Origin of the sequence: Mycobacterium avium subsp. avium (assembly GCF_009741445.1) — a bacterium.
Classification (GTDB): Bacteria; Actinomycetota; Actinomycetes; order Mycobacteriales; family Mycobacteriaceae; genus Mycobacterium; species Mycobacterium avium.
This window is the reverse complement of sequence record NZ_CP046507.1, coordinates 1,569,855-1,595,835: the sequence shown is the minus strand read 5'-3', so window position 1 is coordinate 1,595,835 and position 25,981 is coordinate 1,569,855. Positions and strand designations below refer to the sequence as shown.

21 protein-coding genes and 2 pseudogenes are annotated in these 25,981 nt (G+C 69.8%); 16 read left to right on the top strand and 7 right to left on the bottom strand.

Translation table 11 applies throughout. The features are described 5' to 3' along the window. Window positions 1-63: 63 nt before the first annotated feature. The 5 genes and pseudogenes from malQ (at window position 64) to MAA44156_RS07350 (ending at window position 6,085) form a co-directional block, all read left to right on the top strand. Window positions 64-2,205: a 4-alpha-glucanotransferase gene (malQ, locus tag MAA44156_RS07370; protein ID WP_009977071.1), complete on the top strand. Its 2,142-nt coding sequence runs from the start codon at window positions 64-66 to the stop codon at window positions 2,203-2,205. A gap of 25 nt (window positions 2,206-2,230) precedes the next feature. Beyond that, entirely contained in the window at window positions 2,231-3,124 is an 894-nt protein-coding gene (locus tag MAA44156_RS07365) for an LLM class F420-dependent oxidoreductase (RefSeq protein WP_009977072.1), read from the top strand. Next, the gene (locus MAA44156_RS07360; RefSeq protein WP_031355237.1) at window positions 3,121-3,591 is read left to right on the top strand and encodes a nuclear transport factor 2 family protein; all 471 of its coding nucleotides are present in this window, start codon (window positions 3,121-3,123) and stop codon (window positions 3,589-3,591) included. The genes MAA44156_RS07365 and MAA44156_RS07360 overlap by 4 nt, the downstream gene beginning before the upstream one ends. A gap of 347 nt (window positions 3,592-3,938) precedes the next feature. Further along, window positions 3,939-5,682 (top strand): annotated as a pseudogene (locus MAA44156_RS07355) (molybdopterin-dependent oxidoreductase). Window positions 5,683-5,794: 112 nt separating this feature from the next. Then, window positions 5,795-6,085 carry a hypothetical protein gene (locus MAA44156_RS07350; protein WP_009977078.1) on the top strand — a complete coding sequence of 97 codons (291 nt, stop codon included), beginning with the start codon at window positions 5,795-5,797 and terminating at the stop codon, window positions 6,083-6,085. Here the strand turns inward: MAA44156_RS07350 and MAA44156_RS07345 are convergent. Continuing rightward, window positions 6,066-6,521 carry a type II toxin-antitoxin system Rv0910 family toxin gene (locus tag MAA44156_RS07345; RefSeq protein ID WP_023861693.1) on the bottom strand — a complete coding sequence of 152 codons (456 nt, stop codon included), beginning with the start codon at window positions 6,519-6,521 and terminating at the stop codon, window positions 6,066-6,068. The two genes, MAA44156_RS07350 and MAA44156_RS07345, sit on opposite strands and share 20 nt — an antisense overlap. 73 nt (window positions 6,522-6,594) lie before the next feature. Then, complete coding sequence (locus MAA44156_RS07340) at window positions 6,595-7,155, bottom strand: hypothetical protein (protein WP_009977081.1); 561 nt, start codon at window positions 7,153-7,155, stop codon at window positions 6,595-6,597. A 231-nt stretch (window positions 7,156-7,386) separates the two neighbouring features. Here MAA44156_RS07340 and MAA44156_RS07335 point away from each other — a divergent pair. Next, window positions 7,387-9,241: pseudogene (locus tag MAA44156_RS07335) on the top strand (DUF4407 domain-containing protein). 231 nt (window positions 9,242-9,472) lie between these two features. Here the strand turns inward: MAA44156_RS07335 and MAA44156_RS07330 are convergent. Both MAA44156_RS07330 and MAA44156_RS07325 read right to left on the bottom strand, forming a co-directional pair. Beyond that, window positions 9,473-9,760 (bottom strand): ANTAR domain-containing protein, encoded by a 288-nt coding sequence (locus MAA44156_RS07330; protein ID WP_003876458.1) that lies wholly within the window; start codon window positions 9,758-9,760, stop codon window positions 9,473-9,475. Window positions 9,761-10,047: 287 nt separating this feature from the next. Continuing rightward, window positions 10,048-11,280: a CaiB/BaiF CoA transferase family protein gene (locus tag MAA44156_RS07325; RefSeq protein WP_031351666.1), complete on the bottom strand. Its 1,233-nt coding sequence runs from the start codon at window positions 11,278-11,280 to the stop codon at window positions 10,048-10,050. 262 nt (window positions 11,281-11,542) lie between these two features. On the opposite strand from MAA44156_RS07325, the gene MAA44156_RS07320 reads away from it, so the two are divergent. From MAA44156_RS07320 to MAA44156_RS07285, 8 genes are read left to right on the top strand one after another with little or no spacing between them, the layout of a single operon-like run. Further along, window positions 11,543-12,415 carry a mycofactocin-coupled SDR family oxidoreductase gene (locus MAA44156_RS07320; RefSeq protein WP_023880103.1) on the top strand — a complete coding sequence of 291 codons (873 nt, stop codon included), beginning with the start codon at window positions 11,543-11,545 and terminating at the stop codon, window positions 12,413-12,415. Between the two features lie 4 nt (window positions 12,416-12,419). After that, complete coding sequence (locus MAA44156_RS07315) at window positions 12,420-13,412, top strand: thiamine pyrophosphate-dependent dehydrogenase E1 component subunit alpha (protein ID WP_009977088.1); 993 nt, start codon at window positions 12,420-12,422, stop codon at window positions 13,410-13,412. Window positions 13,413-13,423: 11 nt separating this feature from the next. Further along, window positions 13,424-14,434 carry an alpha-ketoacid dehydrogenase subunit beta gene (locus MAA44156_RS07310; RefSeq protein WP_009977089.1) on the top strand — a complete coding sequence of 337 codons (1,011 nt, stop codon included), beginning with the start codon at window positions 13,424-13,426 and terminating at the stop codon, window positions 14,432-14,434. Between the two features lie 4 nt (window positions 14,435-14,438). Next, a complete protein-coding gene (locus MAA44156_RS07305; protein ID WP_031351667.1) occupies window positions 14,439-14,663 on the top strand; it encodes a lipoyl domain-containing protein in 225 nt (74 codons plus the stop codon). A gap of 51 nt (window positions 14,664-14,714) precedes the next feature. After that, the gene (locus MAA44156_RS07300; RefSeq protein WP_023880104.1) at window positions 14,715-15,587 is read left to right on the top strand and encodes an enoyl-CoA hydratase-related protein; all 873 of its coding nucleotides are present in this window, start codon (window positions 14,715-14,717) and stop codon (window positions 15,585-15,587) included. 9 nt (window positions 15,588-15,596) lie between these two features. Further along, window positions 15,597-17,120 carry an acyl-CoA synthetase gene (locus MAA44156_RS07295; RefSeq protein ID WP_009977091.1) on the top strand — a complete coding sequence of 508 codons (1,524 nt, stop codon included), beginning with the start codon at window positions 15,597-15,599 and terminating at the stop codon, window positions 17,118-17,120. Window positions 17,121-17,138: 18 nt separating this feature from the next. Continuing rightward, entirely contained in the window at window positions 17,139-18,524 is a 1,386-nt protein-coding gene (locus MAA44156_RS07290) for an aromatic ring-hydroxylating oxygenase subunit alpha (RefSeq protein WP_023880105.1), read from the top strand. Continuing rightward, window positions 18,521-20,266 carry an FAD-binding protein gene (locus tag MAA44156_RS07285; RefSeq protein WP_009977093.1) on the top strand — a complete coding sequence of 582 codons (1,746 nt, stop codon included), beginning with the start codon at window positions 18,521-18,523 and terminating at the stop codon, window positions 20,264-20,266. Before MAA44156_RS07290 ends, MAA44156_RS07285 begins: the two co-directional genes overlap by 4 nt. A 32-nt stretch (window positions 20,267-20,298) precedes the next feature. Here the strand turns inward: MAA44156_RS07285 and MAA44156_RS07280 are convergent, their stop codons facing one another. Continuing rightward, window positions 20,299-21,150: an enoyl-CoA hydratase-related protein gene (locus MAA44156_RS07280; RefSeq protein ID WP_009977095.1), complete on the bottom strand. Its 852-nt coding sequence runs from the start codon at window positions 21,148-21,150 to the stop codon at window positions 20,299-20,301. Window positions 21,151-21,517: 367 nt separating this feature from the next. On the opposite strand from MAA44156_RS07280, the gene MAA44156_RS07275 reads away from it, so the two are divergent. Next, complete coding sequence (locus MAA44156_RS07275; RefSeq protein ID WP_065371167.1) at window positions 21,518-22,885, top strand: DEAD/DEAH box helicase; 1,368 nt, start codon at window positions 21,518-21,520, stop codon at window positions 22,883-22,885. Between the two features lie 8 nt (window positions 22,886-22,893). Here the strand turns inward: MAA44156_RS07275 and MAA44156_RS07270 are convergent, their stop codons facing one another. Then, window positions 22,894-23,469 carry an SAM-dependent methyltransferase gene (locus tag MAA44156_RS07270; RefSeq protein ID WP_009977100.1) on the bottom strand — a complete coding sequence of 192 codons (576 nt, stop codon included), beginning with the start codon at window positions 23,467-23,469 and terminating at the stop codon, window positions 22,894-22,896. A 96-nt stretch (window positions 23,470-23,565) separates the two neighbouring features. On the opposite strand from MAA44156_RS07270, the gene MAA44156_RS07265 reads away from it, so the two are divergent. Then, window positions 23,566-24,171 carry a TetR/AcrR family transcriptional regulator gene (locus tag MAA44156_RS07265; protein WP_009977103.1) on the top strand — a complete coding sequence of 202 codons (606 nt, stop codon included), beginning with the start codon at window positions 23,566-23,568 and terminating at the stop codon, window positions 24,169-24,171. Window positions 24,172-24,207: 36 nt separating this feature from the next. Here the strand turns inward: MAA44156_RS07265 and MAA44156_RS07260 are convergent, their stop codons facing one another. Next, window positions 24,208-25,974, bottom strand: coding sequence for an N-acyl-D-amino-acid deacylase family protein (locus MAA44156_RS07260; RefSeq protein ID WP_009977105.1), 1,767 nt, complete (start codon window positions 25,972-25,974; stop codon window positions 24,208-24,210). Window positions 25,975-25,981 lie beyond the last annotated feature (7 nt).

Sequence of the window (25,981 nt, the reverse complement as noted above, 5' to 3'; positions counted from 1 at the left end):
ACGACGCGAACGGGTGCCGCAGCCAGGTCGCCGGTGGACGAATCCGGGCAGCAAGATGGCGGTATGACAGAACTCGCGCCGTCGCTGATCGAACTCGCCCGCAGATACGGCATCGCGACGGATTACGAGGACTGGACCGGCCGCCGGGTGCGGGTGCCCGAGGCCACCCTCACGGCGGTGCTGGCCGCGCTCGGCGTGGCCGCCGGCACCGAGCAGGAACGCAACGACGCGCTGACCGCCAAGCTGCGCGCGTACTGGGCGCGCCGGTTGCCCGCGACCATCGTCGGGCGGACCGGTGAGCAGATCCGGTTCTGGGCGCACGTCACCCACGGCGACCCCGCCGAGGTGTGGGTGCGGCTGGAGGACGGCACCGTGCGCGACGGCGTCGAACAGGTCGACAACTTCACCCCGCCGTTCGACCTGGACGGCCGCTGGGTCGGCGAGGCGAGCTTCGTGCTGCCCACCGACCTGCCGCTCGGCTATCACCGGGTGTGGCTGCGCTCGGGCGGATCGGAGGCCAGCGCCGCGCTGATCGTCACGCCGGATTGGCTCGGCCTGCCGGAACGCCTGGGCGCCCGGCGCGCCTGGGGCCTGGCCGTTCAGCTCTACAGCGTGCGGTCCCGGCAGTCCTGGGGCGTCGGCGATCTCACCGATCTCACCGACCTCGCGGTGTGGTCGGCCTTCCGTCACGGCGCCGACTATCTGTTGGTCAATCCCCTGCAAGCGGCCGGGTTCTCCGGTCCCGCCAACCGGATGGAACCCTCGCCCTACCTGCCGACCTCGCGGCGCTTCGTCAATCCGATTTATCTTCACGTCGAGGCGATCCCGGAGTTCGCCGAACTGACCAAGCGCAGCCGGGTCCGGCGGCTGCGCGCGGACGTGCAAACCCACGCTGCCGGCCTGGACGCCGTCGACCGGGACAGCTCCTGGGCGGCCAAGCGCACGGCGCTGCAGTGGCTGCACCAACAGCCCCGCTCGGCGGGCCGGCAACTGTGTTACGCCGCCTTCCGCGACCGCGAGGGCCGGGCGCTCGACGACTTCGCCACCTGGTGCGCGCTGGCCGAGGAATACGGCCCGGACTGGCATTCCTGGCCCGAGACGCTCCAGCACCCGGACGCCCCCGGGGTCGCCGATTTCGTCGAAAAGCATTCGGAGGCAGTCGATTTCCATCGCTGGCTGCAGTGGCAGCTGGACGAGCAGCTGGCCGCCGCGCAGTCCCAGGCGATCCGGGCCGGGATGTCGCTGGGCATCATGCACGACCTGGCCGTCGGTGTGCATCCCAACGGCGCCGACGCCTGGGCGCTGCAGGATGTGATGGCGCTGGGGGTGACCGCCGGCGCGCCGCCGGACGAGTTCAACCAGCTCGGCCAGGACTGGTCGCAGCCGCCGTGGCGACCGGACCGGCTCGACGAGCACGAGTACCGACCCTTCCGCTCCCTGATCCGCGCGGTGCTGCGACATGCCGGCGGGGTGCGCATCGACCACATCATCGGGCTGTTCCGGCTGTGGTGGATCCCGCGCGGCAGCGCCCCGACCGAGGGCACCTACGTGCGCTACGACCACGAGGCCATGATCGGCATCGTCGCGCTGGAGGCGCATCGGGCCGGGGCGGTGGTGGTCGGCGAGGACCTGGGCACGGTCGAGCCGTGGGTGCGCGACTACCTGTTGTTGCGCGGCCTGCTGGGGACCTCGATCCTGTGGTTCGAGTTGGACCGCGACGGTAACGGCGGCCCGCTGCCGGCCGAGCGGTGGCGGGAGTACTGCCTGTCCTCGGTCACCACCCACGACCTGCCGCCGACCGCCGGCTATCTGGCCGCCGACCATGTCCGGCTGCGCGATTCGCTGGGCCTGCTGAGCCGGCCGGTGGCCGACGAGCTGGAGTCCGACCGCGCCGACCTGGCGGCGTGGATGGCCGAGCTGCGCCGGGTGGGGCTGCTCGCGGACGGCGAAACCGACTCGGAGCAAGTCATTTTGGCGCTCTACCGCTATCTGGGCCGGACGCCGTCGCGGCTGCTGGGTGTGGCGCTGACCGACGCCGTGGGCGACCGCCGCACCCAGAACCAGCCCGGCACCACCGACGAGTACCCCAACTGGCGCGTTCCGCTGACCGGTCCGGACGGGCGGCCGGTGCTGCTGGAAGACGTGTTCACCGATCGTCGGGCCGCCGCCCTGGCCGAGGCGGTGCGCGCCGCCATCGCGCCGTGACCGCCACCTGTTAGCTTCGGGTGCCATGAAGGTCTCAGTCGTGGCCCCGGTTGCCGACGGCGTCACCGCGGACCCGGACTGGATGGTGGCCTTCGCCCGTCACCTCGAGGCGTGCGGGTTCGAATCGATCGTGGCCGTCGAGCACACCGTCCTGCTCACCCGGTACGACAGCGTCTACCCCTACGACAGCTCCGGGCGCGTCGGGCTGGCGCCGGACTGCCCGATCCCCGACCCGCTGGATCTGCTGGCGTTCCTGGCCGGGCACACCACCCGCCTCGGCTTGGCGACGGGGGTGCTGGTGCTGCCCAACCACCATCCGGTGGTGCTGGCCAAGCGGGTCGGCACGCTCGACGCGCTGTCGGGCGGCAGGCTGCGGCTGTGCGTGGGGGTGGGCTGGCTGCAGGAAGAGCTGCGGGCCTGCGGCGCCGATTTCGACAACCGCGGCCGGCGGGCCGACGAGCAGCTGGCCGTGCTGTGGGCGTTGTGGGCGCACCGGCCCGACGGGGCGTCGTTCCACGGCGAATTCTTCACCTTCGGCAACGTCATGTGTTATCCGAAACCCGTTGCCGCCGAGCGTTTTCCGGTGCATATCGGCGGCCACAGCCGGGCGGCCGCGCGCCGGGCGGGCCGGTTCGGGGACGGCTTCCAGCCGCTCGGCGTCACCGGCACACGGCTGGCGTCGCTGATCGGGTTGATGCGTGACGAGGCGGTCGCGGCGGGCCGCGATCCCGCCGCCCTGGAAGTGTCTCTGGGCCATAGTGTTTCCAAGATCGACGCCGAGCGCGCGGCCCGCTTGGCCGACCAGGGCGCCGACCGGCTGGTGCTGGCCATGCCGCCGACCTCCGATATCGAGCAGGCCAAGGACATGTTGTCGGCGTGCGCGCAGCGGCTGTCGCTGCGCCCGGTGAGCGGGCCGTGACGCTTTCGGCCGACGACCGCGGCGCGCTCAGCGATCTGGTGCACCGCTACGCGGCAGGCGTCGACGATCGCCGATTCGATGCTGTCGCAAAGCTTTTCACCGTCGACGCCGAGCTGGTGGTGCCCGCGCCGCCGGCCGAGCTGCGGCCCGTGCACACCCATCGCGGCCGGGCGGCCATCGCCGCCGCCGTCGCGGCCGTCGCCACGGTGGCGCGCACCGAGCACGCCATCGTCGGCGAGGTATACGACGCGACGGCGCCCCCCGGCGCCGCGCGGGGCCGCATCGCGTGCGTCGCGCACCACTGGAGCGAGCGCGGTGACGAGCTGGTCGACGTGGTGTGGCACCTGCGCTACGACGACAGCTACCAGCCGACCGGTGACGGCTGGCGGATCAGCCGCCGGGCGCTGACGGTCACCGCGATCGAGACGCACCCGGCGCGCCGGCTGCTGCCGCACGACCCCGCCTAGCGCCGCCCGGCCGCGCGCGACCCTCCGAACCCCGCCGGAAGCACGCTGGCAGCAGATTATGCGCTGACTCACAGCTAGCACCGGGGTGACGCAGTTGCGGCGGCATGACCGGCTTTCGTCTGGCAGGTGCGGCTAACCTCGCCGGCGCCGGCGCGAATTTTGCGCGCCCCCGCGCCGCCCGCCGAACGCCGCGCCCGGCCGCCCCGCGAGCCGCCCGGTCCTTTCCCGATCCGATCCAATTTATCCAAGTGCGTTCGTGTATTTTCGGGCGCGTGACGAACACCGTTGATTCCGCGGGCACCGGCGGAGGGCGGGCGGCACCGGGCGGCTCCGCATCGGCACTGGCAGTGGGCACGCCGCTGACCTCCATTCCAGACTACCGCAACGAAATACACACCGCCGAAGACATCATCGACGTGGAGGCATACGGCGGCGGCTTCGATCTCACCCGGCGGGCGACCGCCCCCCAAGCTGCGGGTCGGCCGCGACCGGTGGTTCAACCTGTTGTGGTTGATCCCCATCGGCTTTGCCCTGCTGATCGCGGGGGTGGCGGTGGGCAAAGGCCTGCACAACATGCCGGCGGTGCAGTCGTTCATCCAGCGCTACCCGGGCACCGACAGCGCCGGTGTCCCGCCCGGCCTGCCGGCGTGGATCGGCTGGACGCATTTCTTCAACCTGTTCATGATGATGTTCATCATCAGGACCGGCATCCAGATCCTGTGCGACCATCCCCGGCTCTACTTCAGCCGCAACGCCACCCCCGGTAAGGACGAGTGGCTGCGGGTCGGGCCGCCGGTTCCCGACGACGAGCTGTGGACCGCCAACGCCGACACCGTCGCCCTGCCACCGCAATTCGGGCTTCCCGGGTTCCGCCACTCGATCGGGTTGGCCCGCTGGTGGCACCTCGGCGTCGACGTGTTGTGGTTGCTCAACGGGGCCGTCTTCTACGTGCTGTTGTTCGCCACCGGGCAGTGGCGCCACATCGTGCCGACCAGCTGGGACGTCTTCCCCAACGCCGCGTCGGTGGCCGTGCAGTACCTGTCGCTGGACTGGCCCACCGACAACGGCTGGGTGGCCTACAACGGCTTGCAGCTGCTGTCGTATTTCACGACGGTGTTCATCGCCGCCCCGGCCGCGTTGATCACCGGGCTGGGCATGTCACCGGCGCTGTCGCAGCGGGTGCACTGGCTGAGCAAGCGGCTGAGCATCCAGCACGCGCGGTCGCTGCATTTCCTGGTGCTGGTCTACTTCCTGTTCTTCATCCTGGTGCACGTCACCATGGTGCTGACCACCAGTGCGCTGCGAAACCTCAACCACATGTTCGCCGCCCGCGACGACAACAGCTGGATAGGTTTCGGCATCTTCTCCGCGGCCATGGTGCTGACCGCGATCGCGTGGGTTTGGGCCACTCCCTTCACCATTCGCCATCCGCGGGTGGTGCAGCGGGTCGGCTACGCGCTGGTCGGCCCGTTCCAGCGGATGCTCGAGCAGCTGGATCCCAAGCCGGGCGCCTTCACCGAAAAGGACATCTCGCCGCACCACTGGCGCAACGGCCGGCTGCCCGAGACGGTCGAGTACAAGGAGCTGGAGGCCAACGACTTCAAGGACTGGCGGCTCAAGGTCTACGGGCTGGTCGAGCACCCGATGGAGTTCTCGCTCGAGGACCTGATGGCGCTGCCCTACCACGAGCAGATCAGCCAGCACTTCTGCATTCAGGCCTGGTCGGGTGTCGCCAAATGGGGTGGCGTGCAGATGAAAACGATCATGGACATCGTCAAGCCGCTGCCCGAGGCCAAATGGGCGGTGTTCTACTCGATGGGTCTCGGCGCCACGGGCGGCATCTACTACAACGCCCACCACATCGGCCAGATGGACCATCACATGACGATGCTGGCCTACAAGATGAACGACCAGCAGCTGCCCTACATGCACGGCCGGCCGCTGCGGCTGCGCAATGAGCTGCAGCACGGCTTCAAATTGGTGAAGTGGATCAAGGGCATCGAGTTCGTCGCCGACTACCGCGACATCGGAAGCGGTTACGGCGGCTACAGCGAAGACCACAAGTATTTCGGGCGCCACCAAACGCTCTGAGGCGCTCCCGGCCGCACACGCGGGCCGCGCCGCCCGAAGTCGTTTGTCCGACCGGCTTTTTGGGTAGCACCCAAGAATCGGCGCGAGCCAAGCGACAGCAGAGGAGACGCCCATGAGGCACAGCCCTGTGCAGCATGACCGGACCGTCGGGCGAGGCCAACCGGTCCGGTACCCGTCGGCGCGGGATGCGGCGCCCACGTCGGGCCTCGCCGCGGTCGGGATCGCGGCGGTGGCGTTCGTGGTGTGCGTGGCCAACTTCGCGTTGGGGCATGCCGGGGCCGGGGTGACGGCGGCGATCGTGGCGATGCTCGCGTTCGGCGCCGGGCTGGCGTGGCTTGCCATGGACCGCAGGCGGATTCGCCAGGAACAGCGCGACTGGACGATCAGCCGCCCGGCGCGCTAGGCCCGCTCGGCTGCAGCGCCGCGAGGTTGTGCACCGACTTGTGCACGTCCGAGCGCAGCACCCGGGCGACCAGTCCCCCGATCGGGCCGCTGAGCACGCCGCCGTCGATGTCGGCGGTGAGGTGAAAGACCGATCCCGGGTGGTCGTCGGTGACGGTCATCGCCACGGTGAGCCGGATCCCGCCCCGGCCGCGGCCTTGCAGCTCAATCGATTTCGGTTGGTCGTAGCGGGTGACGGTCCAATGGATGACGTTGCGGAATCCCTTGACCTTGACGCACGAGGCGACGCGGGTGCCCTCGCCGATGGTGTCGGGGACCGGGCCGCGCCAGCCGGCGAAGATCGTCATCCACTCGCCGAACCGATCCAGGTCCGAGGCCAGTTTCCAGGCGGTTTCGGGCTCCAACTCCGACGACACCGACACATCTACTCGAGCCAACGTGATCCTCCGCTTCTCCCCGGGTTCCCGGCTGGATACCCGCAGCGCCGCGGAGCTATTCGTGGCCCCGGGCTCAGCCGGGCCAGGCCTGTTCCAGCTGCTGGGCCACGTCGATCACCTGGGCGGCCTGCGAGTGCGGGGCGTCGATCTCGTCGGCGACGTACTGGGCGATGAAGCGGCGGATCTCGCCGTCCACCCCGGCCAGGATGCGCAGCACCTCGCCGCGGATGGACTTTGACGAGACGTTGACGGTGATGTCCGACGGCCGCGGCTTGGCGACGTCGACGATCAGCAGCAGCGGTTCGGCCGCCCGCGCCGTCGCGCGCAGGGCGATGTCGCCGGAGACCACGAAGCGCTGCTTGTCCAGCCACAGGTCGACCAGCAGGTCGATCGACAGCGGGATGTGGATGACGAAGGTGATGGTGTCACCGAGGCGCCGGGTGACGTGCGGTTCGTGGATCTTGACGTTCGCGCTGACCTTGGCGATCTTGCCGGGCCCCTGGGCGATCGGCTCCATGGCGAACTCGCTGCCGGCGATGTCGGCGAACGCGGCGGCGACCCGTTCGGGGGTGACCGCAACCTCGAAGAATCTGCGGCCGAACTCTTCGTAGGTGACATAATCGTGGTTCGACATAGGCTTATACCGTCTCACGTCACCTGCCCGAACGGCCGCTGATCCGCTCGCGTCGCAGGAATTGCGCATCGGATCCCGACCGTGGCCCCGGCCCACCCGCACCGGACGGTGATGAGCTGCGCCGATCACGCGGTGCTGTGAAGCACACCACAGGCGGTGGCTTGGATTCGATGTGTCGGGCGGTGGCCTGGGAGGCTGGACGGTGCTCGACGGTGGAGGTGTTTTCGGTTCATGCCCCAAGACGTAACTGAGCCCCGCCCGGGTCCGGCCCGGGTGGCGGGGGTGCTCATCTGGCTGGGCGGCGGGGAAGCCGGCGAGCCCGGGGAACGCCACGAGCGGTCCGCGCACGCCGTGGCCGGCGCGGTGGTGCTGCTGGGTTCCGCGCTGGCCTGGCTGGTCGCCGGGCTGGCGGCGGCGGGCCGTTGGCCGCTGCCGGCGCTGGTGCCGGCGACGCTGGTCTTCGGCTTGCTGGTGGGCGCGATCGTCCGCGGCACCGCCGCGCCGGCCGCCGGCGGGAACCGTCCGGTGGCACGCGGCGCGGTCGCGGCGGCGGTCGGTGTCGTCGTCGGTGAACTCGCCGCCCTGGTCATCCTTTCCGGCCCCATCGACCAGCGTCTGGACGAACGGGCATCGCGCAACCGCGGATTCCGCCCCGGCCGTCGTCACGGCGTCGGCGACGCTGCGGCAGGCCGAGGAGGCGCGGGCGGCACTCGACGGCGCGGTGGCGCAGGCGCGCGACCGCCAGGACAGGGCGCTGGTCGTGGCCCGCTGCGAATATCACCCCACTCCGGGCTGTCCGCAGACCCGGATCACCGGTGTCCCCGGCCCGGGCCCCGAAACCAGCACGGCCAACGAGCTTCTCGCCGACGCCCAGCGCGAGCTGGACGAGGCGCTGGCGGCCCGCGACAGCCGCGCACCCGAATTGGACGCCGCGGTCTCGCGGGCCCAGCGGGCCGTGGCCGACGCCCGCCGCGCCGCGATGGCGGACGCCGGCCGGGGCCCGGGCGCGCGCTGGATCGCGATGAACGACGTCACCGCTGGCAACGCCGGAGCATTGACCTTGCGGCTGTTGACGATCGGGGGCTGCGTGCTGCTGTACCTGACGCCCCTGATCCTGGGGCTGTGGCGCGGGGAGACGAGTCACGATCGCCGCGCCGCGGCGCGCGCGCGGCGCGAGCGCGCCGAACTCGACGCCGACACCGCGATCGCGATCAAGCGGGCCGAGGTTCGCCGCGAAGCCGAAATCATGTGGGCCGAGCACCAATTGACGCAGGCGCGGCTGGCCATCGAGGCGCAGACCGAGATCGACCGGGAACACCAGCGCCGCCGCGTGTTGGACGCCGTCGCCGATCCGCCGCCGCCGCGGGCCTTTGAACCGACATCCGAACTCACATCCGAACTGACATCCGAGCCGGCCCGGGATGACGTCTATCTGCCGATCGCCGCCGAGGCCGAGGCGGCCAGCCGGGCCATCACCCAGGCGCCGCAACCGCGCGTGGAATGCGACCCCGGCCCGCAGCAGCTGCCCTCTTCCCCACCGCCGAACGACGCGGTCGAGCAGGATTGGAGCACGCCGTTGATCCCGTCGATCCCGGACGCGACCAAGGCCGCGGCCCGCTGGATTCGCCCATTGGTGCCGCCGCTGGTGGCGCGGATGATGGACACGACGACCCATCGGCTGACCCATCCGCTGCGCACCGCGCGCCAGGTGTTCGAAGGCGTCGTCGAGGAGACCGAAGAGATCACCTTCGCGCTGCGCCGCACCCGCAAGGTCACGGTCAATTCGCAGGCCACCCAGACCGCGTCAGCGGACCCGACCGAAGACACCGAAAGCCGCACCGAAAGCCGCACCGCCGGGCCGGATTTCGTCACCTCCACGCGGCAGCAACCGGGACCGCGGGCGCACCGGCGGATGACCGGCCGCGACGCGCGCTCGTCGTTGCCGCGCTCGTCGGCACCGGATGCGGGCAAGTTGTCGGTGCCCTCGGCCGCGGATGACCGCGCCGAATTGACCCAGCGGGACGGGCCGGCGGAACTGGAGCCGCCCGACGGCCCGCGCCAGCTGCCGCCTGCGCCTCCGCACTAGCCGCGCGCCAGCGCGCAATTCAGCGCAGCGATCAGCGGACCAGGTTGATGCCGAAGTCGGTCTCGGGTCCGGGCGGGGTGCCCGCACGCCGGCGCCGGCGTGCACCCCGCCTCCGGGTCGGCCAGCGCAATTCGAGCCCTAACGCCTGGGGACCCGCCGGGGTCTCGAGGTGGTTGGAGACGGCCGGGTTACCCCGCGAGAACTCGGCCGTCCCAACGTCTTGATGCCCGCTCAACAGGGCACTGCGGCGGACTCGAACAGCGGTCCCCATTCGCGCCGGGCCGCCGATTGCGCATCGACGAAGCTCGGTGTCTGCTGCCCGGCACCGGCCAGGTGCACCAGAGCCCATGCCATCGCGAACACCGGCACCTTGTGACGCAATGCCGCGCTGTGCAATTCGTCCAGGGCGGCCTCGGAGGGGCAACGGCGAAGGCCGATCAAAATGCCCCGCGCGGTGTCGAGGATGCGGCCGGAGTGCGGCCCACACGAAGTCTGGGTGGGGACCCAGTTCGATGTCATGACGTGGATACCTCCTGCGGCGCCCTACCGAATCCGCCGCCGGAGGCAGCGGGCGAGGAATTCCTGCGCTACGCATCGTCGCGGCCGCAAACCTCAAAAGCGCCCTGTGCCATGATTTGTCGATCGGTGGCGATCTGCCAGACCGCTACCGGGATTGATATGCGCCTGTGACCGTTTCGGGATCGGCTGCTCACCAAGCAATCCGCGACGCGTGGTATCGAATCAGGTTGCGGTGAAACGCAATCAGGCACGCATCGGCGATAGCTGTGCAACCCGATCCCGGGTCGTTACAGAATTGCCTTGAGCGCCTTGGCCTCGGCGATGTCGTCCCAATCGACATCGAGCTCCAGCAGGATCTCCTCGGTGTGCTGACCGTGTTCGGGCGCACGCGCCGGTGCCGGTGGTGTCTCGTCGAATTGCACTGGCGCGGCGACGATCCGGTACTTCTCACCGTGGTCGTCGACATTGGTCACCACGTACCCGTTGGGCTCGACCTGCGGATCGTTGAGGGTCTCCCGCGGTGTCGCGAGCGCGCCCCATACCCCCGGTTCGTCCGCCAGCACGGTTTGCCAGTGCGAAAGGTCGTGGCGGGCGAACGTGTTCGCCAGCAGCTCGGTCGCCGCGGCCGCATTGGCGATCAGGTTGCTCGACGGGACGAAACGCGCGTCGTCGGCCAGTTCGGCCAGGCCGATGCGCCGGCAGAAGCCCGCCCAGTACTTGTCCGGCTGCAGGAACACCAGCTGGATCCACCGGCCGTCTTTGGTTCGGTACCGGTTGACCAGCGGGTTGATGGCCAGGCCCGGCGGCGCCCCCGGGATGCCGTCGATGTCGAAGAAGTCGGCCGCCGAGATCGACGGTGCTATCGACCACATCGCCTGGGCCAGCAGCGAGGAGTCGACGATCGTCGGCTCACCGGTGCGTCCGCGATGGAACAGGGCGGCGCACACGCCGCCGGCGAGGGTGGCGCCGGCTTGCAGGTCACCGAAACCGGGGCCCTGTACGGCGGGTGTCTCGCTGCCGAACGGCGTCAGGGTGTATGCGACCCCGCCCCGCGCGAGGTAGGTGGCGGCGTCGAACCCGCCCCGATCCCGGTCCGGGCCCCGCACGCCCAGACCGGTGCCCCGGGCGACGATGATGCGCGGGTTGAAGGCACGAATGTCGGCGACGGTCAGCCGGGCCCGCTCCAGGGCGCCCGGCAGCCAATTGGTCAGGAACACGTCGGCGCTGGCCAGCAGCCGGCCGAACAGCTCACGGCCGGTCTCCGACTTGATGTCGATGGCGATGCTGCGCTTGCCCCGATTGCCCAATTCGAGGATGAAGTCGGCGTCGGGCCGCGCCGCCTCCCGGGTGAACCCGCCGACCACCAGCGCCCGCCCCGGGTCACCGGAGCTCACGCCTTCCACCTTGATGACGTCGGCGCCCCAGTCCGCCAGGGCCGCACCGGCGGAGGGGACGTAGGTCCAGGACGCCAATTCGACCACCCGCACGCCCCGCAGGACACCACCGTGTACGCCTGACATCGCCAATCCCCTCGGTCTCGGCCATTCCTTGCTATTTTAGATATTCTAGTTAGTCTTGGGCGTAGTGATAGCCCATCTGCAGGTCAGCGCAGTTTCTCCGGGAAGAGACGCGATGGAGCCGACTGTTGGTCTGAGTCCGGCGCCCGCTGCGGTGGCCGGGCGCCCCGTCACAGCGCGGCCTGGTGTCCGGCCGACCCGTCACCGCGACCGCGGGACGCCCGAATGGCATTGGGCCCCATTAGGAGTCGCGAGGTAACGGGCGATGGGCAGGGTGACGGGCAAGGTGGCGGTGATCAGCGGGGCCGCCCGCGGTCAGGGCCGGTCCCACGCCCGGATGCTGGCCGCCGAGGGCGCCGACATCATCGCGGTCGATCTGTGCGCGGACATCGAGACCAATGAGTATCCGCTGGCCCGTCCGGAGGATCTGGACGAGACGGCGCGGCTGGTCGAGAAGGAGGGGCAGCGCGCCATCACCGCGGTCGCCGACGTCCGCGATCGGGTGGTCCTGTCGGCGGCCATCGACGCCGGTGTCGCCGAGTTCGGGCATCTGGACATCGTGGTCGCCAACGCCGGCATCTGCCCGCTGACCGCCGGCCTGCCACCGCAGGCGTTCGCCGACGCCGTGGACGTCGACCTGGGTGGGGTGCTGAATCTGGTGCACGCCAGCCTCAAACACCTCCGGGCCGGCGCGTCGATCATCGTCATCGGTTCCAACGCGGCCTTCATGTCGTCGCTGAACACCTCCGGCGCCGGGAGCGGGATCGGCGGACCCGGCGGCGCCGGATACGCGTTCGCGAAACTGGCTGCCGCGCACTACGTCAACGACTTCGCCCTGGCGCTCGCCCCGTTCTCGATCCGGATGAACGCGGTGCATCCGACCAACGTCAACACCGACATGCTGCACAGCCCGCCGATGTACCGCGCCTTCCGGCCGGACCTGCCGGCCTCCACCCGCGAGGACGCCGAACCGGTGTTCCCGCTGGTGCAGGCGATGCCGGTGCCCTACGTCGAACCCGAGGACATCAGCGAGGCGGTGCTGTTCCTGGCCTCGGATGCGGCCCGCTACATCACCGGGCAGCAGTTGCGCGTCGACGCCGGCGGCTTCCTCAAGGTCAAACCCTGGTCGGGCGGGTAGCCGAATGACGCCGTCCGCCAAGCCTTCCCCCGACATCCAGCGTCGCCTCTACGCGCTGATGGTGTTGATGAAGACGGCCGACGACCGGCTGTCGCGGGGCATCGGCACCGGCGAGTTCCTCTGCGTCTACTGGCCGTCGCGGGGCCAGGAGGCGATCGCCGCCGCGATGGGGGTGACGCTACGGCCCGACGACCAGCTGGTGACCACCTATCGCGGCCTGCACGACCTGATCGGCAAGGGGGTCGGGCTCGAGGAGATCTACGGCGAGATGATGGGCCGCACCATCGGCGCCGGGCGGGGCAAGGGCGGCACCATGCACATCGCCAAACCCGAAGTCGGCGTGATGCTTTCGACCGGCATCGTGGGCGCCGGGCCACCGGTGGCGGTCGGGCTGGCGATGGCCGCCCGACGCAAGGGGCTCGATCGGGTCACGGTGGTCAGCTTCGGCGACGGCGCCACCAACACCGGGTCGTTCCACGAGGCGGCCAACATGGCCGCGCTGTGGGACCTGCCGATCGTGTTCGTGTGCCAGAACAATCGGTACGCCGAGATGACGCCGACCACCGACACCATGAAGCTCGAGCACGTCGCCGACCGGGCCGCGGGCTACGGCATGCCCGGGGTCCGGGTCGACGGCAACGACCCGCTCGCGGTGACGGCCGCGCTCGACGACGCGCTGCGGCGCGCCCGCGCCGGCAGCGGCCCCACGTTTCTGGAATGCGAGACGTTCCGCTTCCGCGGCCACTATTTCGCGGACCGGATGCCCTACATACCCGCCGATCAACTGCAAGCCGCGCTGGCGGCCGACCCCGTGCCCCGGTTCCGGCGGCGGCTCGCCGAGACGGGGGTGTGCGGCGAAGCGGAACTCGCCCGCATCGACGACGACGCGGCGGCCGCCGTGGAGGCGGCGCTGCGGACTGTGCTCGGCGCGGATTCGCCGGCGGCGGACGAACTCGACCGGGACGTGTACGCGGCGCCGATCCCCTTCCCGACCTGAGGACGCGTGCGATGGCCGACCAAGAGATGACGATGCGCGAGGCGCTCAACCTCGCGCTGGATCAGGCGCTCGCCGCCGACGAGCGAGTCTTCCTGCTGGGCGAGGACATTGCCGATCCCGGCGCTTCCGGACCGACCGCGGGTCTGTCGACGAAATACGGCCGCGACCGGGTGCTGGACACACCGATCTCGGAGGCGGCGATCGTGGGGGCGGCGATCGGCGCCGCCATCGACGGCCTGCTGCCGGTCGCCGAGATCATGATCATGGATTTCATCGGCATCGCCGCCGACCAGCTGATCAACAACGCCGCCAAGCTGAGGTTCATGACGGCCGGACGCACGTCGGCGCCGCTGACCGTACGCACCCAGGTGTATGCCGGATTATCCACCGGCGCAACGCATTCGCAGAGCCTGGAGGCATGGTTCATGCACATTCCGGGATTGAAGGTGATCGTGCCGGCCACCCCGCGCGACGGCAAGGGGTTGCTGAGCTCGGCGATCTTCGACCCCGACCCGTGCCTGTTCATCGAGACGATTCGGCTGCAGGGCAAGAAGGGCCGGGTCCCCGTCGACCCCGGCTTCCGCATTCCGCTGGGCCAGGCCGACATCAAGCGGCCCGGCGCCGACGTCAGCCTGATCGGTTACGGGCGCCCGGTGCACGACGCGCTGGCTGCCGCGGCGATGCTGGGCGACCAGGGCGTCAGCGCCGAGGTGGTCGACCTGCGCACCCTGGTACCGCTGGACGTCGACACCGTCGTGGCGTCCGTGCGGCGCACCCGCCGGGCCGTGATCGTGCACGACGCGGTGCAATTCGCCGGTCCCGGAGCCGAAGTCGCGGCGATCCTGCACTCGCGGCTGTTTTCGGAGCTGGCCGCGCCCGTCGAACGGGTCGCCGCCCGGTTCGTCCCCAATCCGGCCGCGGCCGCGCTGGAGGCGCAGGTGTACCCGTCCCCGGAGCGCATCGCGGCGGCGGCGCTGAAGACGTTGGGCAGGACGCTGACGGGGGCCACGGCGCACGGCTGACTTCATCATTCGCATTCCCCGGGTGTCGGTGGCGGTATCGGAGGCCGAGCTCACCGGGCTGCTGGTCGGCGCCGGTGAGCACGTCGAGGCGGGCACCCCGATCTACGTGATCGCCACCGAGAAGGTCGAGCAGGAGATCGAGGCGGGAGCATCCGGCACGGTGCGGTGGACCGGGCAGGTCGGGACCACCTACCAGATCGGCGCCGAAATCGGGGTCATCACTGGTTGAACCGACATGAACCAAGGTGAACCAACGTATACCAGGAAAGGTTGAACGCGTATGGATCTCAACGAGACCCGCGAGAGAATCATCTACCAGAAGGAAGGCCCGATCGCCCGCGTCACCCTGAACTGGCCGGAGAAGGCCAACGCCCAGGACCAGAAGCTGGCCGAAGAGGTCGACGCGGCGCTGGCCGACGCCGACCGCGACTACGACATCAAAGTGCTGATCATGAAGGCCAACGGCAAGGGCTTCTGCTCGGGTCACGCCATCGGCAACAACGCGGTCGACTACCCGGCGTTCGTCGAGGGCGCGAAGGTGATGGGCACCCCGTGGAAGCCGCAGACCGATCTGTTCGTCAAGCCGATCCTGAACCTGTGGGAGTTCTCCAAACCGACGATCGCCCAGGTGCACGGCTACTGCGTTGGCGGCGGCACCCATTACGGGCTGACCACCGACATCGTCACCGCCGCCGAGGACGCCTATTTCTCCTACCCGCCGCTGCAGGGCTTCGGCATGCCGTCGGGCGAATGTTCCATCGAGCCTTGGATTTTCATGAACTGGCGCCGCGCCGCCTACTACCTGTACCTGGCCGAGGTGATCGACGCCCGCAAGGCGCTCGAGGTGGGGCTGGTCAACGAGGTGGTGCCGCGCGACCAGCTCGACGAGCGGGTCGAGGCCATCGCCCGCCACATCGCTCAGGCGCCCATGACGACCCTGCTGGCGACCAAGGCGAACCTGAAACGGGCCTGGGAGTTGATGGGCATGCGGGTGCACTGGCAGAGCTCCAACGACCTCGTCGCGCTCGCCTCGATCAGCAAGGACGTCCAAGAGCTGATTCAGACCGTGTTCAAGGACAAGGTGCTGCCGTCCGAGCAGGCCCGCCGCCAGGCCGCCGCCGCTGCCCAGACCGACGGCGCCGCAACGACTTAGGCCGGCCGGGTGAACATCGCCGAGCACGCGCTCGCGGCCGCACAGTCGCCGGCCCTGATCACCGACGGCGGCACGATCTCGTACGGCGAACTGCACGACCGCAGCCGGCGGGTGGCCGCGGCGCTGCACGAGCTGGGGCTGCGCCGCGGCGACGGTGTGGCCGTGGTCTTGCCCAACCGGCCGGAGTTCCTCGAAATCACTTGGGGCTGCCAGCTTTCCGGCCTGTACTACACGCCGGTCAACACCCACTTCACCGCGGACGAGGTCGTTTACGTCATCGACGACTCGGATGCCAAGGCGGTGTTCGTCGACGCGTCGCTGCCCGGAATCGCCGCCCGGCTGCGCTCCGCCAACCCGGCGGTGCACATCGGGGTCGGGGGCAAGCTGCCCGGCTGGCGCGACTACGAGGGGGTACTCGGCGTCGCCGGCGATGCCCCACCGGTGTCGGACGGATCGGAGATGCTGTATTCGTCCGGCACCACCGGCCGGCCCAAGGCGGTCCGGCGGCCACTTCCCCAGGACGGCAACGGGTCCTGGGCGCAGTCGGTGCTGGAGCTGGCGCTGATCCACAAGTACGGCATGACGCAGCGCAGCGTCTACCTGTCCCCCGCACCGCTCTACCACGCCGCGGGCGTGAACTACACGATGGCCGTCAACCGGGTCGGTGCCGCGTCGATCATCATGAGGAAGTTCGACGCCGAGACGGTCTTGCGGCTGATCGAGACGCACCGGGTGACGCACGCCCAGTTCGTGCCGACGATGTTCGTGCGCATGCTCAAGCTTCCGGAAGCGGTGCGGGACCGCTACGACGTGTCGAGCCTGCGCTGCGTCATCCACGCCGCCGCACCCTGCCCGGTCGACGTCAAGCACCGGATGATGCGCTGGTTCGGCCCGATCATCCACGAATACTACGGCGGCACCGAGGGTTTCGCGGGCACCACCATCGGCCCGCAGGAATGGCTCGCCCACCCCGGTTCGGTCGGCATCCCGCTCGCACCGGTGCACGTGCTCGACGAGGACGGGCGGGAAGTCCCGGTCGGCCAGACCGGTGAGCTGTATTTCGAAGGCGGGCCCGACTTCGAGTACTTCAAGGACCCCGTCAAGACCGCGTCGGTGTACAACGAGCGCGGCTGGCGCTCGCTGGGCGACATGGGCCATCTCGATGAGGACGGCTACCTCTACCTCACCGACCGCTCGACGTTCACGATCGTGTCCGGCGGGGTCAACATCTATCCGCAGGAAGTCGAGAACCTGCTCGTGATGCACCCGAAACTTCTCGACGCGGCGGTATTCGGGGTTCCCAACGACGAATTCGGCGAGGAAGTCAAGGCCGTCGTGCAGCCCGCCGACGGCGTGCCGCCCGGACCCGACCTGGCCGCCGAGCTCATCGCATACTGCCGGGCCCACCTGGCCGGCTACAAGTGCCCGCGCACCGTCGAGTTCGACACCCTGCCCCGCGACCCGAACGGAAAGCTCTACAAGCGGCGTATCCGCGAACGTTACTGGCAGGGACGGGAATCCCGGATCGTGTGACCTGACGAGGATGGCGAGATGGCTGTAGAGACGAGCAAGCCGCACACCGGCGTGAACGCGACGCCGGTGCCGGTGCCGTGGGCGGTGCAGACCCCCGACCGGATCCCCAAGCAGCGCTACTACGACCCGGAGTTCTACGCGCTGGAGAAGGAGATGTTCTGGCCGCGGGTCTGGCAGATGGCGTGCCGGCTCGAGGAGATCCCCAAGCCCGGCGATTTCGTCGAATACGAGATTCTCGACGAGTCCGTCATCGTGGTGCGGCTGGACAGCCAGACCGTGCGCGCCTACCACAACGCCTGCCGGCATCGGGGCGTGAAACTGGTGGAAGGCAACGGGAATCGGCGCACCTTCGTGTGCCCGTTCCACGGATGGTGCTGGAGCCTGGACGGGCGCAACACGTTCGTGCTGCGGCCCGAGACCTTCGCGCAGGAGAATCTGGCGGCCGCCGACCTGCGACTGGTGTCGGTGCGCTGCGAACTGTGGGGCGGCTGCGCGTGGATCAACCTCGACGACGACGCGCCGGCGCTGCGCGACTGGATGGAGCCGTTCGCGTCGACCTACGACGCCTGGTGGGTCGAGTCGCTGCGGGTCGAGTGGTGGCAATCGTGCCGGCTGCCGGTGAACTGGAAACTGGCGACGGCGGCGTTCATGGAGGGCTACCACGTGCCGCAGACCCATCCTCAGCTGCTGCCGGGCGCCCAGACCGGCGAGCCTTCGGCCGCAGTACATCCCGTCGTCGCGAGCAGCCTGTACTTCATGCGCACGCTGGGCGAGGGCATGGCCGGCATGACGCACCAGAACGACATCCGCATCGCCGAGGGCCTGCAGACCATGCGGCTGCCGTCCGACCCGGCCGCCGCGATGGCGGCGTGGCGCAGCGCCCTCAACGACGCCGTCGTCGACTGGCATCGCGCCCGGGGCAGCGGCATGCCCGATCTCAACGAACTGGACCGCCGCGGGATCACCGATGCGATCGGATTCGCCTTCCCGCACCACTTCATCCTGCCGACCTACAGCAGCGCATCGTCGTATCGCATCCGGCCGCTGGGACCCGAGGAAACCCTGTTCGAGATCTGGTCGCTGACCCGGCTGCCCGGCGACGCCTCGGCCGGCAAACCGACACCGCCGGAACCGATGGCGCCCGACGACCCGCGCTGGCCGCCGATCCCCGCCCAGGACTTCTCCAACCTGCCGCGCCAGCAGAAAGGCCTGCACTCCAAGAGCTTCGAGTTCATGCGATTATCCGACCGGATCGAAGGCCTGATCTCCAACTTCGAGCGGGTCATCGACGGCTTCCTGGCCGGGCTGCGCTACGACGCGCTGCTGCCGGCCATCCACAAGACCAACACCACCATCGACGTGCCGGTCGTCGACCTCGGCTTCGGCGCCGTGGAGGCGCGATGAGCGTGACGTGGGACCGCTCGGTGGATATGCTCATCGCGGGCAGCGGCGGGGGCGGCATGGTGGCCGGGCTGGCCGCGCTGGACAGCGGGCTCGAGCCGCTGATCGTCGAGAAGCAGTCGCTGGTCGGCGGTTCGACGGGACTTTCGGGCGGCATCGTCTGGTTGCCGAACAACCCGTTGATGCGAGCCGAGGGCGTCGCCGACTCGCACCAGGACGGGCTGGCCTACCTGGCCGACGTGGTCGGCGACATCGGTGCGGCGTCCTCCCCCGAGCGACGTGAAATGTTCCTCACCGCGGGCCACGAAATGATCAATTTCCTCACCCGCAGGGGCGTCGCGCTGATCCGCTGCGCCGGCTGGAGCGACTACTACCCGAATCACAAGGGCGGCAACGCGTCCGGCCGCGCCGTCGAGGCCGTCCCGTTCGATGCCGCGAAGCTGGGCAGCTGGAGCGGGCGGGTGCAGCCGCCGCTGGCCCGCAACTACGGATACGTGGTGGTGACCAACGAATTGCGTTCGGTGCAGTACCTCAACCGCTCGGCGCGCACGTTCGCCGTGGCGGCCCGGGTGTTCGCCCGCACCGCGGCGGCGCGGATGCGGCGCCGGCAGCTGCTCACCAACGGCGCTTCGCTGATCGCGCACATGCTCAAGGCGCTGCTGGACCTCAGCGACGGGCAACCACCGTTGTGGACGGATGCCGCGCTGACCGAGCTCGTCGTCGAGGACGGCCGAGTGGTCGGCGCGTGCATCGTGCGCGACGGCCGGGCATGCGCCGTCGAGGCGCGCAAGCGAGTCTTGCTGGCGGCGGGCGGTTTCGGCCACAACAAGCAGATGCGCCGGCGCTACAGCGGTGACCAGCCCAATGAGGGGCAATGGTCGATCGCCAACGCCGGCGACACCGGTGAGGTGCTCGAAGCGGCGATGCGGCTGGGCGCCAAGACCGACCTGATGGACGAAGCCTGGTGGCTGCCTTCGGTTTTCATCGCCAACGGCGGGGCGGTCGCTGCCTCGCTCGGCTCGGGGCGGCAGCGGCCGGGCGCGATCTATGTCGACTCGACCGGGCGGAGGTTCTGCAACGAGTCGAACTCCTACGTCGAGGTCGGCAAGGCCATGTACGCCAACAAGGCAGTGCCGTGCTGGATGATCTTCGACGACGGTTACGTGCGCCGGTACGTCACGAGCGCGAACCCGCTGAAAACCCTGCGGCGCCACCAGCCGCTGCCGGCGGAGCTGATCGAGTCCGGCGCCGTCAAGCGTGCCGCGACCATCGCCGGGCTGGCCGGCGAAACCGACCTTCCCGCAGATGAACTCGCGCGCACCGTCGAACGCTTCAACCGGTTCGCGGCCAAGGGCCTGGACCCGGACTTCGGCCGCGGCCAGTCGGCCTACAACGACTGCCTGGGCGACCCGGGGTATCGGCCCAACGCCGCGATCGGACCGCTCGACACCGCGCCGTATTACGCCACCCGGGTGTTCCCCGCCGATGTGGGCACGTGCGGCGGCGTGATCACCAACGAGTACGCGCAGGTGCTCGACCAACACGACCGGGTGATCGAGGGCCTGTATGCCACCGGCAACACCACCGCGACCGTGATGGGCCGCACCTATCCGGGTGCGGGGGCGAGCATCGCCAACTCGATGGTGTTCGGGTACGTCGCCGCCCGGCACGCGGCCGGCCGCAGGATCGCCGGCACGCCTCCGCGCGCCATCGCCGGCGTGCCTCCGCGCCGAGTGTGCGACTAGTTTCACGCTCGGTCGCGAGCGTGAAACTAACTTCACGTTGGCGGAGAACCCTTTTCGTCCGGCTTGTCGACGAATTCGCGCGGCTTCATGCCCGACCGCATCAGCTCGGCCCGGCGCGCCTGCACGTCGGAGGCGGCGCCGACCATGTTGGTCAGGATGTGGCTGACCTGCAGGTGCACCCGCATGCCCATCAACTCCCACGCCCGCTTCACGTTGTTCTTGACCGCCATCAGTGTGGTCAACGGGATCTGGGCGATCTTGCGGGCCATCTCCTCGACGGTGTCCTCGAGGTCGTCGCGCGCCACCACCTTGTTGAGCAGCCCCCAGTCGAGGGCCTGTTGCGCGGAAAGCGTCGGCGCCAGCAGCAACCAGTCCATGGTGCGGTGCCAGTTCATCATCAGCCAGGGCTCGATCATGGTGTGCCCGCCGGGCTCGCCGAGGCTCTGGGCAAGGGGCATCTGGAAATACGCGTCCTCGGAGGCGACGCAGAAGTCGGTCAGCAAGCCGAGATAGATTCCACCGCCCATGCAGTAGCCGTGGATTTGGGAGATGGTCGGCTTGGGAAACTCCCACAGATACAGCGTCGGCCACAAGAACAGGTCGGCGGTGCCCTTGTAGAGGTCTTCGAAGGTCTCCCCGAAATCGGGATACGGATTTTCGTCCGGGCCCCACCGGGCCACGTGGCCGCCGCAGAATCCCTTGCCGTTGGCCTTGATGATGACGACCTTGATGTCCTTGTCCCGGTCGGCCTCGTGCAGGCAGTCGTCGACCTCGGTGACCAGCACCGCGTCCTTGGTGTTGGCCTTGTCGACCCGATTGAGCACGATCCGCGCGATCGGCGGTTCCCGCTCGTAGATGACCGCTTCCAGGACGCGCCGCTCCATCAGGCAGACATTACCGGAGACCGGCCCGGCCGAAATCGGCTTTGCGCTGCTCACCGTGCTCGGGCTGCGGCCGCTGTGCGGCCGTTTAGCGGTCCGGGGCGGCGATAGGCTAGGCTGGTCGCAACGTTGGCGTCACTGTCACGAGCACAGTCATGAACACTGACATGAACCGCCAACCCGTCGTGGAAAGTTTCTCATCCCACCGGTGCCGGCGCCGTAGACCGCGCCCGGCACCCGGATGATCCGTGCATCCCGCACTGGCTTGTCTCGCGGCGATCGATTTTGCCAGCCGGCAATCTCGCCACCTCGCGCCGGTCCGCGGGACGTCCTCGTCTCCCACCCGGTGCTGCCTGAAAGGCACCGAAAAGTGACCACCCCCAAGACTTTTGCCGATCTCGGCGTGCCCGCCCGGATCGTGGATGCGCTGACGGCGCGCGGCATCACGAGCCCGTTCCCCATCCAGGCCGAAACCCTGCCCGACACCCTTGCCGGGCGAGATGTGCTGGGCCGCGGGAAAACCGGCAGCGGCAAGACACTCGCCTTCTCGATTCCGCTCGTCGGCCGGCTGTCCACCGGAAACCGCCGTCCCGCCCGGCCAACGGGTTTGGTGCTGGCACCCACCCGGGAGCTGGCGACGCAGATCACCGCGACGCTCGAGCCGTTGGCGGCGGCGGCTGGCCTGCGGGTCAGCACGATCTTCGGCGGCGTCTCGCAACACCGCCAGGTCACCGCGCTGAAGGCCGGAGTGGACATCGTGGTGGCCTGCCCCGGCCGGCTCGAGGATCTGATGCGGCAGCGTTTGATCACCCTGGAGGCGGTGCGGGTCACCGTGATCGACGAGGCAGACCACATGGCCGATCTCGGCTTTCTGCCCGGCGTCACCCGGATTCTGGCCGCCACGCCCAATGATGGCCAGCGGCTGCTGTTTTCGGCGACGCTGGACAACGGGGTGGACAAGCTGGTCACCCGGTTCCTCCGCGACGCGGTGCTGCACTCCGTCGACGAGGCCAATTCGCCCGTGTCCGAGATGACCCATCATGTGTTCCACGTCGACAGCGCGCAGGCGAAGAAGGAGTTGGTGCACCGGCTCGCTTCGGGCACCGGGCGCCGAATCCTGTTCCTGCGCACCAAACATCAAGCGCGCAAGCTCGCCAGGCAACTCACCGAATCGGGGGTTCCCTCGGTCGACCTACACGGCAACCTGTCCCAGCCCGCGCGGGAGCGCAACCTGGCCATGTTCGCCGCCGGCAGCGCCCGGGTGCTGGTCGCGACGGACATCGCGGCGCGCGGCGTGCACGTCGACGAGGTCGAGCTCGTCGTGCACATCGACCCGCCCAGCGAGCACAAGTCCTATCTGCACCGGTCCGGGCGCACCGCGCGGGCCGGCAGCGCCGGCGACGTCGTCACGGTGGTGCTGCCCGAGCAGCGCGAACACACCCGGGCGCTGATGCGCAAGGCCGGTATCGACGTCGCACCCCAGCGGGTGACCGCCGGCTCGGAGGCGGTGCGCGCACTCGTCGGCCCGATCGCGCCCCCGAAGCCGCCCGCGGCCGCCGGTGTGCCGTCGCACCCGGCCGGGCCGCATCGGCCGGCTGCCGCGGGACAACGGCGCCGGCGCAGCGGCCGGTCGGCGAGGACGACCGCGGCCCACGCCGCCGTCCCGCACCGGCCCGCCGCACCGGCCCGGCGACCCGACCGTCGCCGCGCCAGCCGCGCCCAGGGCAGCGCGGGATAGGCTGCGGCTCAACGCCTCTCAACCATCGGCTCGGATTGTGAGGCCCGGGCCAGCAGCCACGCCTGGCCGTCCGCCTCTCCGGCGGCGATCGGCTGCAGATCGGCGAACGCGGCGGTCAGTTCGCCGGGCGCCGCGCGGAACGGGCCCGGGCCGGCTCCCACCTCGCTGAGCACGGCGATGGCCAGCAGCCCGCCCGGCGCCAGCCGTTCGACGATGGCCCGGTCGAGGCGGCGGTCGCGGAACTTGCAGCAGACGATGACGTCGGCGAGTGGCCCTACCGGCAGCCCGCGGTCGAGATCGGCGACGTCGAAGCGGCACCGCTCGCCCACCCCGGCGCGCCGGGCCAGGTCCCGCGCCTGGCCGATCGCCACCGGCGAGACGTCCAGGCCCAGCACGCGCAGCCCGCGCAACGCCAACCACACCGCCGCGGTCCCCTGCCCGCAGGCCAGGTCCAGCGCCCGCCCTGCAGCCGGGAACACGTCCGCGTGGCGCGCGAAAACACCGGGCGGCGCAACCGAACTCAGCGGCGGCGGGCCGTTCGCCGCGTACCGCTCGTCCCAGCGATGCCGGTCGGCTTCGCCCATCCGCATCTCCTCCGCCCAGCCACTCTAGGCCCGGCCGCCGTGTGCTGACCGGGCGGCACTCGCTGTCGGCGGCGGGCTCATTCCTACACTCGACGGGTGCCCGAAGATGCGTCATCGCCGGTCATCGCCGGCGGCGCCCCCACCGGACCGGCGCGTCGATCCGACCGCCGGCCCGGACAGACGATCCGCAAAGTGCTCGACGCCGGGTTGCAGGAGTTGCGGGAATCGTCCTACGCCGGCTTGACGATGCGCGCCGTCGCGACCCGCGCCGGGGTATCACCGGCCAGCGCCTACACCTACTTTCCGTCGAAGAGCGCCCTGGTGGCGGCGGTGTACCTGCGCTTTCTGCGCGACCTGCCGGTGCACACCGACGTCAACGAGACGGCCCAGCGCAGGGTCAGCGCGACGCTGCGGGACATGGCGGTGGTGGTCGCCGATGAGCCGGAGTTGACCGCCGCCTGCGGTGCGGCGCTGATGGCCGACGATCCGGCGGTCAAGCCGCTGCGGGAGCAGATCGGCGAGGAGGTGTCCCGGCGGATCGCGGCCGCGTTGGGGCCGGGCTGGCCGCGCGCCGTCAAGTCCACCCTGCAGATGACCTTCTCGGGTGCGCTGATGACCGCCCGGTTCGTCAGCTTCGCCGAGATCTCCGGACAGCTCGACGAGGCCGTCGACCTCATCCTGGGCGCCGCGCGGGCGTCATGAACACACGAAATCGACTGTGCTGCAGGCTGGTTCGCGCTAGCCGGTGCTGACCAGGGTGCGCGACGGCCGGCCGGCGCGAAGGAACTGACCGTATCGCTGCTTGCCCAGCTGCGGCGCGGCCCGACCGGAGCCGAACGCGAGCTTCCCGGCCACCAGCACCGCGGTGACCGTGTCGTCGTTGCGGTTCACCATCCGCGACAACCCGCCGTAGGACGCAACCGGATGCTCGGCATAGCGGTCGAGCGACTCGTCGAGCCTGGCGGGATCGATGACGACGATGTCGGCGCGGTCGCCCACGCGCAGGGTGCCGGCGTCGATGCCGTACCACCGCCCGAGTTCGCCGGTGAGCCGGTGCACGGCGTGCTCCATGGAGATGAAGGGCTTACCGGCTTTCTGGGCGTCGTGCGCGTGCCGCAGCAGCCGCAGCCCGGAGTTGTAGAACGCCATGTTGCGCAGATGCGCCCCGGCGTCGGAGAACCCCATCTGAACGGTGGGACTCTGGGCCATCTTCCGCAGCACCTCGGGACGATGGTTGGAGATCGTGGTGCGCCAGCGCAGCCGCTCGCCGTGCTCGACGACCAGGTCCAAGAACGCGTCGACCGGGTGCAGGCCGCCGCGCTCCAGGCCGACCTGCCCGAACGACTTGCCGACGACGGCCTGCTCTGGGCAGGCCACGATCTCGGCGTCGAAGAAGTCGCGGTGCCACACCCGGGGCCCGAATCTGCTGTCGTAGTCCTTGCGGAACCGGCGCCGGTACCCTTCGTCCCGCATCAGCCGATTGCGCTCGATCTCGGTCTGCAGGTGCAGGGCCGCGGCGCCGGAACCGAACTCCTCGAACACCACCAGCGAAATCCCGTCCGCGTACACCTCGAACGGCACCGGCAGGTGCTGCCAGCGGAAGTCGCCGCCAAGGGCATTGACGACCCGGGCGAGCCGGTCCATCACGTGGATCACGAACGGTATGGCCTTGATGTCGGCCGCCGACAGCAGGCTGGTCTTCAGCCGCGGCCGGCCGATCCCGAGGGACGTCATCAGCTGCGACAGCACCGACAGCGGATTCGTGATGTCCGGCCCCGACTGCAGGATCTTGTCGCGCCGCCGCAGGATCGCGTTCAGCCGGCGCAGCTCTCGCGGCGCGGCGTAGGTCGACGGCAGGGTGCGCGACCGGCACACCTCGCCGTCGAGCTTGTCGAACAACAGCTGCTGCGAGGACATCCCGACGAACCCCTCGTCGAGTGCCTCGTTGAGCATCGTCTCCATCCGGGCCAGTTCGGCCGCGGACGGCCGGACGTCCTTGCGGGTCGCCCGGTCCAGTCCCATGGTGGCGGCGCGCATGTCCGAATGCCCGATGAACGCCGCGACGTTCGGGCCCAGGTTGCGCCGTTCGAGTTCGGCCACGTACTCCTTGGGGTTGGTCCAGGACCGGGCCGCCTTTAGGTGCTCGATGACGTAGCGCCGCGGGATCGCCTCCACCCGGCCGAAGATGTCACCCGCGTCGACGTTGTCCAGGTAGACCGTCGACAGCGAGCACGAGCCCACCAGTACCGTGGTCACACCGTGCCGCAACGACTCGGAAAGCTCCGGCTCGCAAAGTATTTCGACGTCGTAGTGGGTGTGGATGTCGATGATGCCGGGGATCACCCACTGGCCGGAGGCGTCGATGACGGTCGCGCCGGCGGTGTCCAGCGGCCCCGCGGCGATCGTGACGACGCGGCCGTCGCGCACGCCGATGTCCCGCATTGCCGACGGTCCGCCCGTCCCGTCGAACCAGCGCCCGTTGGTGATCACGGTGTCGTAGCCCATCGGTCGG